The sequence below is a fragment of the Comamonas sp. 23 genome (genome assembly GCF_049601575.1).
Taxonomy (GTDB): domain Bacteria; phylum Pseudomonadota; class Gammaproteobacteria; order Burkholderiales; family Burkholderiaceae_C; genus Comamonas; species Comamonas squillarum.
Genome location: NZ_CP187127.1, coordinates 722,805 through 735,508 on the forward strand (window position 1 = coordinate 722,805; position 12,704 = coordinate 735,508).

Annotated in this window: 11 protein-coding genes; 7 read left to right on the top strand and 4 right to left on the bottom strand. The window is 64.1% G+C overall.

Going from position 1 to position 12,704, the window contains the following annotated elements:
* The first annotated feature begins 120 nt into the window (after positions 1–120).
* A complete protein-coding gene (locus ACPEE1_RS03195; RefSeq protein WP_116927818.1) occupies positions 121–1,731 on the top strand; it encodes a DUF1800 domain-containing protein in 1,611 nt (536 codons plus the stop codon).
* 11 nt (positions 1,732–1,742) lie between these two features.
* Entirely contained in the window at positions 1,743–2,951 is a 1,209-nt protein-coding gene (locus ACPEE1_RS03200; protein ID WP_423935186.1) for a DUF1501 domain-containing protein, read from the top strand.
* A 20-nt stretch (positions 2,952–2,971) separates the two neighbouring features.
* On the opposite strand, the gene hprK is transcribed toward ACPEE1_RS03200, so the two are convergent.
* The 3 genes from hprK to hpf form a co-directional block, all read right to left on the bottom strand.
* Positions 2,972–3,928 carry an HPr(Ser) kinase/phosphatase gene (gene hprK / locus ACPEE1_RS03205; protein WP_021026712.1) on the bottom strand — a complete coding sequence of 319 codons (957 nt, stop codon included), beginning with the start codon at positions 3,926–3,928 and terminating at the stop codon, positions 2,972–2,974.
* Between the two features lie 127 nt (positions 3,929–4,055).
* Complete coding sequence (locus ACPEE1_RS03210) at positions 4,056–4,541, bottom strand: PTS sugar transporter subunit IIA (protein ID WP_116927816.1); 486 nt, start codon at positions 4,539–4,541, stop codon at positions 4,056–4,058.
* 137 nt (positions 4,542–4,678) lie between these two features.
* A complete protein-coding gene (gene hpf, locus ACPEE1_RS03215) occupies positions 4,679–5,011 on the bottom strand; it encodes a ribosome hibernation-promoting factor, HPF/YfiA family (RefSeq protein ID WP_116927826.1) in 333 nt (110 codons plus the stop codon).
* A 483-nt stretch (positions 5,012–5,494) separates the two neighbouring features.
* Here hpf and ACPEE1_RS03220 point away from each other — a divergent pair, with 483 nt between their 5' ends.
* Positions 5,495–6,415: a phosphoribosylaminoimidazolesuccinocarboxamide synthase gene (locus ACPEE1_RS03220; protein WP_021026709.1), complete on the top strand. Its 921-nt coding sequence runs from the start codon at positions 5,495–5,497 to the stop codon at positions 6,413–6,415.
* Between the two features lie 56 nt (positions 6,416–6,471).
* Here the strand turns inward: ACPEE1_RS03220 and ACPEE1_RS03225 are convergent, their stop codons facing one another.
* A complete protein-coding gene (locus ACPEE1_RS03225; protein WP_232539465.1) occupies positions 6,472–6,759 on the bottom strand; it encodes a hypothetical protein in 288 nt (95 codons plus the stop codon).
* A 77-nt stretch (positions 6,760–6,836) separates the two neighbouring features.
* Here ACPEE1_RS03225 and ACPEE1_RS03230 point away from each other — a divergent pair, with 77 nt between their 5' ends.
* The 4 genes from ACPEE1_RS03230 (at position 6,837) to gshA (ending at position 12,661) form a co-directional block, all read left to right on the top strand.
* The gene (locus ACPEE1_RS03230; protein ID WP_260720303.1) at positions 6,837–8,168 is read left to right on the top strand and encodes a glutamate-5-semialdehyde dehydrogenase; all 1,332 of its coding nucleotides are present in this window, start codon (positions 6,837–6,839) and stop codon (positions 8,166–8,168) included.
* 120 nt (positions 8,169–8,288) lie between these two features.
* On the top strand, positions 8,289–9,779 hold the full coding sequence (gene trkA, locus ACPEE1_RS03235) for a Trk system potassium transporter TrkA (protein WP_116927814.1): 1,491 nt from the start codon (positions 8,289–8,291) through the stop codon (positions 9,777–9,779).
* Between the two features lie 9 nt (positions 9,780–9,788).
* Positions 9,789–11,255, top strand: coding sequence for a TrkH family potassium uptake protein (locus tag ACPEE1_RS03240; RefSeq protein ID WP_182343859.1), 1,467 nt, complete (start codon positions 9,789–9,791; stop codon positions 11,253–11,255).
* A 116-nt stretch (positions 11,256–11,371) separates the two neighbouring features.
* On the top strand, positions 11,372–12,661 hold the full coding sequence (gene gshA / locus ACPEE1_RS03245) for a glutamate--cysteine ligase (protein WP_021026705.1): 1,290 nt from the start codon (positions 11,372–11,374) through the stop codon (positions 12,659–12,661).
* Positions 12,662–12,704 lie beyond the last annotated feature (43 nt).

A 12,704-nucleotide genomic window follows, 5' to 3' on the forward strand; every position in this document is an offset into this window, starting at 1 on the left:
GAATCTGAAAAGCGAAGCGCCGAAAACGCTTCGCTTTTTACGTTTTGCACACATAGCTTTACAGCAGCGCGACGGCACAGGCGCACCATGGGGCCTTCTGCACCAGGCTCCAGACTCCCCATGCGCCCTAACAGACTGCCCCGACTGCTCACCCTCAGCGCCGCCGCCTTGGCGGGCACCTTGTGGCTTGGCGCCTGCGCCTCCCATGCGCCGCCAGATGCGGCCAGCGCGCAGGCGGCGTTGCCCGATACGGCAGCGGTGCCGCTGAGCGCCACCCAGCGCCTGCAATGGCTGGACCGCGTCAGCTGGGGCGCGAGCGACAGCGCCGACCAGCAGCTCCAGCGCCTGGGCCTGCAGCGCTGGCTGGATGCGCAGCTCGCGCCGCGCCAGCCGCCCCGCCTGCCCGCCCAGGCCGAGCAGCAGATTGCGGCCTTGGAAATCAGCCAGCGCAGCATGCTGGAGCTGCAGCGCGACATTGCTGCGCAGCGCCTGGCTGCCCGCACCGCCACCGAGCAAGGCCAGGGAGAGGGCGAAGGCGCGCGCCTGCGCCAGGAAGTGCAGCGCCACCTGAACCAGCTCGCCGCCCAGGCCCAGCAGCGCCAGGTGCTGCGTGCGCTGTACTCGCCCGCCCAGCTGCAGGAGCAGATGACCTGGTTCTGGATGAACCACTTCAATGTCAGCACGCGCAAGGCCGAAACGCGGCTGTGGATAGCAGATTACGAGGAGCGGGCGATCCGCCCCAACGCCCTGGGTAACTTCCGCACGCTGCTCGAAGCGAGCATGCGCCACCCGGCGATGCTGCTCTACCTGGACAACGCCAGCAACGCCAAAGGCCACATCAACGAAAACTACGCCCGCGAGCTTCTGGAGCTGCACACCATGGGCGTGGGCAGCGGCTACACCCAGGCCGATGTGCAGGCCATGGCCCATGTGCTGACGGGCGTGGGCTTCAGCACCCGCGATGCCGATGCACCGCCGCCGCGGATGGACCCCGAGCTGCAGGCCGATTACCTGCGCGATGGCTTTTTCGAGTTCAACCCCAAGCGGCACGACTATGCGCCCCAGGTCTTGCTGGGCCAGCCGCTGCGAGCCAAGGGCATGGCGGCGGTGGACGAGGCGCTGGACCGCATCGTGGCCTCGCCCGCCACGGCGCAGTTCATTGCGCGCAAGCTGGCGGTGTTCTTTATCAGCGACAACCCGCCACCCGCCTTGGTGCAGCGCACGGCAGCGGCTTTCTCGCGCAGCCATGGCGATATGGCCACCACCTTGCGTGCGCTGCTGACCGCGCCCGAGGCGCTGGCCCAGCAAGGCCAGCGCTTCAAGGACCCCATGCACTATGTGCTGGGCGCCGTGCGCCTGGGCTATGACGAGCGCGTAGCCAGCGATGTGCGCCCGGTGATCGGCTGGATCAACCGCCTGGGCCAGCCCCTCTACGGCCATGAAACGCCCGATGGCTACCCCGTATCGCAATCGGACTGGGCCAGTTCCGGACAGATGGCCGCGCGCTTTGATGTGGCGCGGCAGATTGCGACACGCAGTGCCGTGCTGTTCCGCGCCGAACCTCAGGCCGCGCTGGAGCAGCCGCCGTACCCGGACCTGGCGCAGCGTGCCACCGCCCAGGCGCGCGTGGCCCAGTGGAGCGCGGCATCGCGCGACGCGCTGGCCAAGGCGCGCAATGTGCCCGACTGGAATACCTACTTTCTCTCCGCCCCCGAAATGATGGTTCGCTGACGAGGTACGCCATGCAAAGACGCCACTTTCTCTCTGCCGCCGCCAGCCTGCCGCTGGCCTTCAGCCTGGCACGGGCCCGCGCAGCAGCGCCCCGCAGCGATACACCGCGCTTTTTGCTGGTGTTCCTGCGCGGCGCCTACGACAGCAACAGCCTGCTGGTGCCCACGCACAGCGACTTCTACTACGCCGCGCGCCCCACGATCGCCATCGCACGCCCGGACGAGGCCAATGGCGCGCTGCCGCTGGATACGCGCTGGGGCCTGCACCCGGCGATGGAAGGCAGCGTGCTGCCGCTGTGGCGCAGCAAGCAGGCCTGCTTTGTGCCCTTTGCCGGCACCGACGACCTCTCCCGCAGCCATTTTGAAACCCAGGACTCGATCGAGCTGGGCCAGCCGCTCGATGCCCACCCGAGTTTGCGCAGCGGCTTCATGAACCGCCTGGCGCAAACCTTGCAGGGGCGCAGCGACCTGGCGCCGATGGCGTTCACCGCGCAACTGCCGCTGTGCATGCGCGGGCCGGCCCGCATTGCCAATACCGCGCTGGCCAATGTCGGCAAGGGCGGCGTGGATGCCAACCGCAGCCGCGCCATTGCCGCGATGTATGCCGGCACCGCACTGGCGCCTGCCGTCAACGAAGGCTTTGAGGTGCGCGCGGCCGTGCTGCGCGGCATGCAGGAGGAGATGGACAAGGCCGGGCGTGATGCCATCAGCGCCAAGGGCTTCAGCCTGGTGGCCCAGCGCATGGCCACTTTGATGCGTGACCAGTTCGATCTGGGCTTTGTCGATGTGGGCGGCTGGGACACCCATGTGAACCAGGGCAATGCAAGCGGCAACCTGGCCAACCGGCTCGATGACCTGGGCCGGGGCCTGGCCGCCTTTGCGCAGGAGATGGGCGCCGAGCCCTGGCGCCACACCGTCGTCGCGGTGGTCAGCGAGTTTGGCCGCACCTTCCGTGAAAACGGCAACAAGGGCACCGACCACGGCCATGGCACCGCGTACTGGATATTGGGCGGCGGCCTGTCGGCGCAGGCCGGTGGGCGCATTGTGGGCGAGCAGATCGAGGTGAGCGAGGCGAATCTGTTCCAGAACCGCGACTACCCCGTGCTCAACGAGTACCGCAGCGTGCTGGGCGGCCTGTTTGCGCGCATGTACGGCCTGTCAACGGCGCAGCTGCAGCAGGTGTTTCCGCAGGCCGCGGTCAAGGACCTGCGGCTGGTTTGAGGCTGCAGGCCTCGGTGGTTTTAAAACTCACGCCCGCTGGCCATGGCCTTGCGGTGCCGGTCGACAAACTCCTGGTAGGTGTCAATGCCGCGCAGCTGCAAGATGGTGTTGCGCACCGCCGCTTCCACCAGCACGGCGATATTGCGGCCGGCCACCACCTGGATGACCACCTTCATCACCGGAATGCCCAGCACATCCTGGGTCAGCGGTGCGGCGGGCAGTCGGTCGTAGTCGCGCTCCATGGTTTCCTTGCGCACCAGGTGCACGATCAGCTTGAGCCGCATCTTGCGGCGCACGGCCGTCTCACCAAAGATGGCGCGGATATCGAGCAGGCCGATGCCGCGCACTTCCAGCAGGTTCTGCAGCAGGTCGGGGCATTTGCCCTCGATCGTGGTCTGGTTGATGCGGTACAGGTCCACGGCGTCATCGGCCACCAGGCCGTTGCCACGGGTGATCAGCTCCAGGCCCAGCTCGCTCTTGCCCAGGCCGGATTCACCGGTGATCAGCACGCCCATGCCCAGTATGTCCATGAACACGCCATGCATGGTGGTGCGGTCGGCGAAATGCTTGGACAGGAAGGCGCGCAGCACATCGATGACAAAGGCGGCCGACTCCTTGGTGGAGAACATCGGGATGTGCGCGCGCTCGCACATGGACAGCAGCTCGTCAGGGGCGCCCTGGCCATCGGCCAGCACCAGCACCGGCGGCTCCAGGGTCACGATGCGGGCGATGCGGCGGCGGCAGTCTTCGGTGGTGGAGTTGGTGAGGTAGGCGATCTCGCGCTCGCCCAGCACCTGCGCGCGGTAGGGGTGGATGTAGTTGAGGTAGCCCACCAGGTCGGCGCTGGAGCGGGCGCTGCGCACCGCCACTTCGTCAAAGCGGCGCTCGGAGGCCCCCAGGCCCGCCAGCCATTCCCAGCGCAGCGAGGCACGGAACTCCTCGAACAACACATCTGCGCTTACGACATTGGGTTTCACGGTGCAGTCCTTTCAAAGCCAGAGCGCGCAGCAAAGCCACCCGCCAGTGTGAAAGACTAGCAGGAAAAACGGGGTTCAAGGCAGATACGCGTGCTTGCTTAGGCCTGCTGGCGCAGGCGCGCGGCGTTCAGGCGTGGGCGGTCGAGGTGTTGTTGGTAGACGATTGCCAGGTGTCGATCATCTGGTGGAGCTGCTCGGCATTGGTACTGGCCTTCATCTGCTCGCGCAGGCTGGCATTGGACAGCAGCTCGGCAATCTCGCCGAGGATCTCCAGATGCTGCTGGGTGGCCGCTTCGGGCACCAGCAAAAAGATCAGCAGGTTGACCGGCTGCTCATCAGGGGCGTCAAAGCCAATGGCGCGCTCGAGCTGGAACACCGCCGCCATCGGGGACTTGAGGCCCTTGATACGCCCATGCGGAATGGCCACGCCATGCCCCAGACCGGTCGAGCCCAGTCGCTCGCGTGCAAACAGGCTGTCGGTGACCAAGGCGCGCGAGAGGCCGTGCAGACTCTCGAACAGCAGGCCCGCTTCTTCAAATGCACGTTTTTTACTGGAAACATCCACACTCACTAGCACTTGAGCTGGAGGCAAGATAGAGGCAAGACAGTTCATAGTGGAGTGCGGCTATATGGCTAGCTACTGGAGAGCATGATCAAACGAACGCAGCAACACCTGGATGCAGGTGTTGCTGCACGTATTATCGGTCAGTACTCAAACAGAATCTTTTTCCTCAGCAAAAAGCAGAGGGTTTACGCCATTGCTTGCCGCAACGCATCGCTGTAGTGGGATTGAACACGTTGCTTGTGACGGGCCACCATACGGTCCAGCCTGTCGACCAAAGCATCTACCGCGGCGTACAAATCGTGGTGAGAGCACTGAACACAGAGTTCATCACCCTTCACCCGCAGATTGCACACCACACGCTGCCGTTTCTCCTTTTCCTTCTGCTTTTCCACCGAAAGTAAAACTTTGGCATCCACCACCTGGTCAAAGTGTCGCGTAATGCGCATCAGCTTGGATGTTACATATTCGCGCAGCGCCGGGGTCACCGCCAAATGGTGACCACTGATCGTCAGGTTCATGAATAAGTCTCCTTCTGCAAACCGAGAAAAGTGACTGAGGCCGTTTAAAACCCAAGCCACCCCGAGGGGGAAACACATGCATGCGTGTAAACCATGATGCGCCCGGACCTGCAAAATTGCAAGTCTATGACAACCCGGTTCACTGGGTTTCTGGGCCTGGGTGGCCGCGCAAGGCCGCCGCGTTGGTTACAAATGTGCCGCGCCGTACTGCAAAAAATGGAGGGCCCATGCGCGGCGCATGGCGCTTTGGGCGCAATTGCAACCAGTGGCAAGCAGCGTTGACTTGGTGCGCCAGCACGTAAGGGCCTACGTGTTCGAGGCGCTGCGGCGCCCAATACTGCACTGCAATCCAAGGCATCCCGGCAACCCGGGCGAGGTCATGGGGGGTGACGACTACAATCGAGCGCTTGCCTTGCCGAGGTTGCGCGGCTGTCCGTGCCTTCCGTTTTCCCGCAGGGTGCCTGTCCATAGTTCTGCATCACCATGACCCAGCCCGTACCTTCTGCACTGCATACCTCCAAGCTCCATTCCCTGCCCCTGCTGGCCCGCGGCAAGGTGCGCGACAACTACGCCGTCGGCAACGACCGCATCCTGATGGTGGCCTCGGACCGTCTGTCGGCCTTCGATGTGATCATGGGCGAGCCCATTCCGGGCAAGGGCGCATTGCTGACGCAGATGGCGCTGTACTGGTTCGACAAGCTCGGCGACATCTGCCCCAACCACCTGACCGGTGAGGCGCCCGAGTCGGCCGTGCAGCCCGATGAAGTGGCCCAGGTGCATCTGCGCTCCATGCTGGTCAAGCGCCTGAAGCCCGTGCCGATCGAGGCGGTGGTGCGTGGCTACCTGGCGGGCAGCGGCTGGAAGGAATACCAGGAATCGCAAGCGGTCTGCGGCGTGCCCCTGCCCGCTGGCCTGATCAACTCCGCCAAGCTGGCCGAGCCCATCTACACGCCAGCGGCCAAGGCCGAAGCGGGCGAGCACGATGAGAACATCACCTTTGAGCGCACCGTCGAGATGGTGGGCCCCGAGCTGGCCGCGCAGATCCGTGACATCAGCATCGCCATCTACAAGAAGGCCGCCGCGATTGCGCTGACCAAGGGCATGATCATTGCCGACACCAAGTTCGAGTTTGGCCTGGATGAAGACGGCAAGCTGGTGCTGATGGACGAGGTGCTGACGCCCGACAGCTCGCGCTACTGGCCGGTGGAAGGCTATGCCGACGCGCTGGCGACCGGCGCCAACCCCCCCAGCTATGACAAGCAGTTTGTGCGCGACTGGCTCGAGCAGGCCAAGGTCAATGGCAAGCCCTGGGACAAGACGGCCCCGGCACCGCGCCTGCCGCAAGAAGTGATCGACAAGACCGCGGCCAAGTACCGCGAAGCGCTGGAGCGCCTGACGGCCTGACGGCCTGACGGCTGGGGGCCTGATGGCCCCGCAGGCTGGTATGTGCTGCGGCCCGCTCAGGCCGTGGCGCTCAGTCTAGCGTCTGCCTTTTTCAGCCACAGGCGCAGGCTGTCCACCAGGTCTTTGCGGCTGAACGAGCAGCTTTCCTCGTCAAACAGCGCGCTCGATTCGAGCCGGTCGAGCAGCTGCAGCAACACCTCCTGGAACTGCGCAGGCAGCGCGCCGAGCAAATCGGTGTAGCCGCGTGCCTGCTGGCTCAGGGCCGCCGCATCCATGTGGCCGGCCTCGAAATGGTCCAGTCCGTCTTGTAAGGCACCCAACTGGCGCAGCGCAGCGGATTGCATGGGGGTCTCCTGGTGGCTCAACATGGCTGCAGTGTAGAGGCCTTTGTGCCGGCCGAGCCTGGGATTTGCCAGGGGCCATTGGCCGTGCAGCCTCGCCGCCCGGGCGCAAATGCCCGACAATAGCCCCCATGAATGCCCTGAACATTTCGGAAACCATGCAGGCCCTGGGGCTCCAGGCCAAACAAGCCTCTGCCCAGATGGCTAAAGCGCCTTCTGCTATCAAAAACAAGGCCTTGCTGGCGCTGGCACGTTTGCTGCGCGACCAGACCGAGGCCTTGCAGGCCGACAACGCCAAGGACCTGGCGCGCGCGCAGGCCAACGGCCTGTCTGCGCCGATGGTCGATCGCCTGCGCCTGACGCCCAAGGTGCTGGAGACCTGTGCCCAGGGCTGCGAGCAACTGGCGGCCATGGCCGATGTGGTGGGCGAGGTGGTGGGCATGAAGCAGATGCCCAGCGGTATTCGCGTGGGCCAGATGCGTGTGCCCCTGGGTGTCTTCGGCATGATTTATGAAAGCCGCCCCAACGTGACCATCGAGGCGGCCAGCCTGTCGATCAAGAGCGGCAATGCCTGCATTTTGCGCGGTGGCTCCGAAGCCATCGACTCCAACAAGGCGCTGGCACGCCTGGTCGAGCAGGCATTGCAGGAGGCTGGTTTGCCCGCCACAGGCGTGCAGCTGGTGCAGACCACCGACCGCGAGGCCGTGGGCCAGCTGATTGCGATGCCCGAATTTGTCGATGTGATCATTCCGCGCGGCGGCAAGGGCCTGATCGAGCGCATCAGCCGCGAAGCCAAGGTGCCGGTGATCAAGCACCTGGACGGCAACTGCCATACCTATATCGATGCGCCTAGTGATCTGGACATGGCCGTCAAGGTGACGGAAAACGCCAAGACGCAGAAATACAGCCCCTGCAACGCGACCGAAAGCCTGCTGGTGGCGCGCGCCGTGGCGGCAGATTTTCTGCCCCGCATTGGCGCGGTGTTTGCGGCCAAGGGCGTGGAGATGCGTGCCGATGCCGAAGCGCTGGCGCTGCTGCAGGGCGTGCCCGGTGCCCGCCTGCAGGCGGCGACCGAGCAGGACTGGTCCGAAGAGTACCTGGCCGCCGTCATCAGCATCAAGGTGGTGGCTGGGGTGGACGAGGCGATTGCCCATATCAACCACTACTCCAGCCACCATACCGATGCGATCATCACGCGCGACCACATGCATGCGCAGCGTTTTTTGCGCGAAGTGGATTCGGCCAGCGTCATGGTCAACGCCAGCACGCGCTTTGCCGATGGTTTTGAGTACGGGCTGGGCGCCGAAATCGGCATCAGCACCGACAAGTTCCATGCCCGGGGACCGGTGGGTATCGAGGGGCTGACCTCGCTGAAATACATTGTGCTGGGCGAAGGTGAAGTGCGCGGCTGATGCCGGTCGCTCCCAGCTGCTCTGGCTCGCTGGTCGGTGATCTTTGCTGACCGGCCGCCTCTTGCCCACGTTATGATGCGGCCATGCCAGGCCGCTCCCTAGCGGCTGGCGCCTCATGCTATGAAAATTCTGATCCTCGGCGCAGGCCGCGTGGGCGAGAGTGTCGCCGAAAGCTTGCTGAGTGAAAAAAACGACATCACCGTGATCGACACGGATGGTGTGCGCCTGCGCGATCTCGAAGGCCGCTTCGATCTGCGTGGCGTGGTGGGCAATGGCATCAGCCCCGAGGTGCTGGCCGAGGCCGGTGCGGCGGACACGGACATGCTGATCGCCTGTACCTCCCAGGACGAGACCAATCTGACCGCCTGCAAGATCGCGCAGGTGCTGTTCAACATCCCCACCCGCATTGTGCGCGTGCGCTCGGTGGCACTCAAAAGCCATGCCGAGCTGCTGTCCGACACCGGCTTTGGGGTGACGCATGCCTTCTGCCCCGAAGAAGCGCTGATGGGCTACATCGGCAAGCTGGTGACCTACCCCGAGGCGCTGCAGGTGCGCGAGTTTGCCCAGGGCCATGTGGCGCTGGCGTCAGTGCGCGCACGCGGCGGCGCGCCGGTGGTGGGCTTGAGCGTGGCCGATGTGCGCCAGAACCTGCCCCATGGCACCGTGCGTGTGGTGGGCGTCTACCGCCGCTTTCACCACGAGGCCGACCGCCTGGTGCCGACCGAGGGCAGCACCCGCATCGAGCCGGGCGACGAGGTGTTTGTGCTGTCGGACAAGGAGCAACTGGGCGATGTGCTGGCAGCCTTCAACCGCCAGGTGGGTGAACAGGCCGAGGTGGTGCGCCGCGTGATGGTGGCCGGCGGCGGGCGTGTGGGCATGCGCCTGGCGCGCGCGCTGACCAAGGAATCCCGGCGCTTCCAGGTCAAGATCATCGAGAAAAGCGAGGACCGCTGCGTCTATCTGGCTTCGCGCCTGCCGTCGGATGTGCTGGTGCTCAAGGGCGATGCGACCGACGAGACCTTGATGGAGAACGAGAACGTCGAGGATGTGGACCTGTTCGTGGCCATCACCGATGATGACGAAGACAACATCATGTCCTGCCTGCTGGCCAAGAAGCTGGGCGCGACCCGGGTGCTGGCGCTGATCAACCGCCGCACCTATGCCGACCTGATGCATGGCACGCAGATTGATATTGCGCTGTCGCCCGCCCAGGCCACCCTGGGCGAGCTGCTGGCCTATGTGCGCCAGGGCGATGTGCAGGCCGTGCACAGCCTGCGCCGGGGCGTGGCCGAGGCGATCGAGATTGTGGCGCGTGGCGATGCGAAAACCTCGCGGGCCGTGGGCCGGCGCGTGGGCAGCCTGCGCCTGCCGCGCGATGTGCACATCGGCATGATTGTGCGCGGCCTGCCCGCGCCCGATGCGCGCAACACCAATGGCAGCGAGGCGGCCGAGCGCGATGAAGACGAGCGCGATGACGAGAAGGTGGAGGTGATCGTGCCCACCAGCGGCACCATCATCCAGAGCAATGACCATGTCATTCTCTTCTTGCCGAACAAGCGCCTGGTGCATGAGGTCGAGGCCCTGTTCCGTGTCGGGGTGACCTTTTTCTAGGCACGGCCGATGACTGATCTTCGACCCGTGCTGCGCGTATTGGGCATTTTGCTGCTGATGTTTGGCGGCACGATGGCCGTGCCCGCGATCTCCTCGTGGTGGCTCGATGACGGGGTGTTTGGCGTCTACCCGCTCACGATGGGCATCACCTGGGCCTGCGGCCTGGTGCTGTGGTGGATGGCGCGCCATGAGCAGCGCGAGCTGCAGGCGCGCCACGGCATCATGCTGGTCGCCTTTGTCTGGATGGTGTTCCCGCTGTTTGCGGCGCTGCCGCTCTACCTGGGCTTTGAGCGCATCGACCGGGCGCTGAGCTGGCAGCATGCCTATTTTGAAGCGGTCTCGGGCCTGACCACCACCGGCTCCACCGTGCTCAACCATGTGGATACCCTGCCGGTGTCGCTCAACATCTGGCGCACTTTCTTGCAGTGGATGGGGGGCATGGGCATTTTGATTCTGGCCGTGGCCATCCTGCCGATGATCGGCATGGGCGGCAGCCAGCTCTTCCGCGCCGAGGCCGCCGGCCCGGTGAAGGACACCAAGCTCACGCCGCGCATGGCCGAAACTGCCAAGGGGCTGTGGGGTGTGTACGGCCTGTTTTCCGTACTCTGCGCGCTGGCCTACTGGCTGGCCGGCATGACGCCGCTGGACGCGGTGATGGTCATGTTCACCACGGTGAGTCTGGGCGGTCTCACCCCCCATGACGCCAGCTTTGCCTATTTCAATTCACCGCTGATCGAGGGCATTTGCACCGTCTTCATGCTGCTGGCCAGCTGCAACTTCGCGCTGTATTTTGTGGCCATCCGCAAGCGCAATGTCTGGGTGCTGTACCGGCAGCCTGAGTTCCGCGCCACCATCGGCACCTTGCTGGGTGGCGGCTTGCTGGTGGCGGCACTGCTGTGGTTCAAGGGGGTGTATGGCCCGCTGGAATCGCTGCGCATGGGCGTTTTCCACACCGTATCGGTTGCGACCACCACCGGCTATGCAGCCGTCGATTTCGGGCTGTGGCCGCCTTTTGCGCCCGTCTTCATGCTGCTGCTGTCAGGCGTGGCCACCAGCGCCGGCTCGACCGGCGGCGGCATCAAGATGATCCGCATGCTGCTGCTGCTCAAGCAAACCCGGCGTGAAATGCGGCGCCTGGTGCACCCCAATGCGGTGCAACCGGTGACGGTGGGGGGCCTGGCAGTGGATGAGCGGGTGATCTTTTCGGTGCTCGCCTTCATGCTGGTGTACTGCGCCACCATCGCTGTGCTGACCATGGCCTTGCTGTTCACGGATATGGATTTGCAAAACGCGCTGGGCGCTGTGCTTGCCAGCGTGAACTGCGCCGGTGTAGGCTGGGGCGATCTGGGCCCCAGCAACAATTTCGCCGGCCTGACCAGCTTTCAGCTGAGCGTGACCACCTTGGGCATGTTGATGGGCCGGCTGGAGATTCTCAGCTTTCTGGCCCTGTTGACGCCGGCTTTCTGGAGAAGGTGAGTGCTTGCTAGGTAGGGCGGCAGCAAAGTTCTGGTGACTTTGGCCCTCAACTCTCTACAATTGGTACTCAATTGTTTTTTGCTCGTTTTTTTTGAGCCCTCAAACAGTATTCATTTATGGTCCCGAATCTCATAACAGCCCTAACGGGGCCCATCAACGAATTGGAACAGCGCATGCTCGATGCCATGCCCGCGATCGAGCGCTGGTTCCGTCTGGAGTGGATGGAGCACACGCCTCCGCTCTATTCGTCGGTGGATATCCGCAATGCTGGCTTCAAGCTCGCACCGGTTGATACCAACCTGTTCCCTGGCGGTTGGAACAACCTGACGCCAGAGATGGTGCCGCTGGCTGTGCAATCGGCGATGGCTGCGATTGAAAAGATCTGCCCTGAGGCGCGCAACCTGCTGATCATTCCCGAGAACCAGACGCGCAACCCGCAGTACCTGGCCAATCTGGTGCAGCTGCAGCATATCTTCTCGATGGCGGGGCTGAATGTGCGCATCGGCTCGATCGATCCGGAAGTCAAGGAGACGATCAAGCTCAAGGTGGGCAACAAGGAGCTGGTGATCGAGCCGGCGCTGCGCCATGGCCGCCGCGTGGGCCTGAAGTATTTCGACCCCTGCACCATCTTGCTGAACAATGACCTGTCCACCGGCGCACCCGGCATTCTGGAAGAGGTCTACGAGCAGTTTGTGCTGCCGCCGCTGCATGCGGGCTGGAGCGTGCGCCGCAAGAGCCGCCATTTTCAAAGCTATGAAGAGGTGGCCAAGCGCTTTGGCAAGCTGATGGGGATCGATCCCTGGCTGATCAACCCGATGTTCAGCAGCCGCAAGGGCGTGGACTTCACCGACGGCAGTGAGCATGCACTCGATGAGTTGCGTGAAGATGTCGACGTGATGCTGACCAAAGTACGGCGCAAGTACAAGGAATACGGCATCAAGGAAACGCCCTTTGTCGTGGTCAAGGCCGACAACGGCACTTATGGCATGGGCGTGATGAGCGTGCATGACGCCAAGGAGCTGCGGCAGCTGTCGGTCAAGACCAAGAACCAGATGTCGCTGGTCAAGGACGGCCAGCAGGTGCACGACATGATCATCCAGGAGGGTGTGCAGACCGTCGAGCGCATGGACAAGGAAGCGGCCGAGCCGGTGGTCTACATGATTGACCGCTATGTGGTGGGCGGCTACTACCGCGCCCACTCGGACAAGGGCGCGGAGGACAACCTCAATGTGCCCGGCGCGCATTTCATCCCGCTGTCGTTTGAGCACGGCATCTCGCCGGGCGATTCGGTGGGGGCCAGCGCACCCAACCGCTTCTATATGTATGGCGTGGTGGCGCGGCTGGCGATGCTGGCGGCCAGCTATGAGCTCGAGGCGACCGATCCGGACGCCGAAATCTACGACTGAGCCGTTTGCGGCCTTCCTACAACCTCTGATTGCCGCCCGCTCC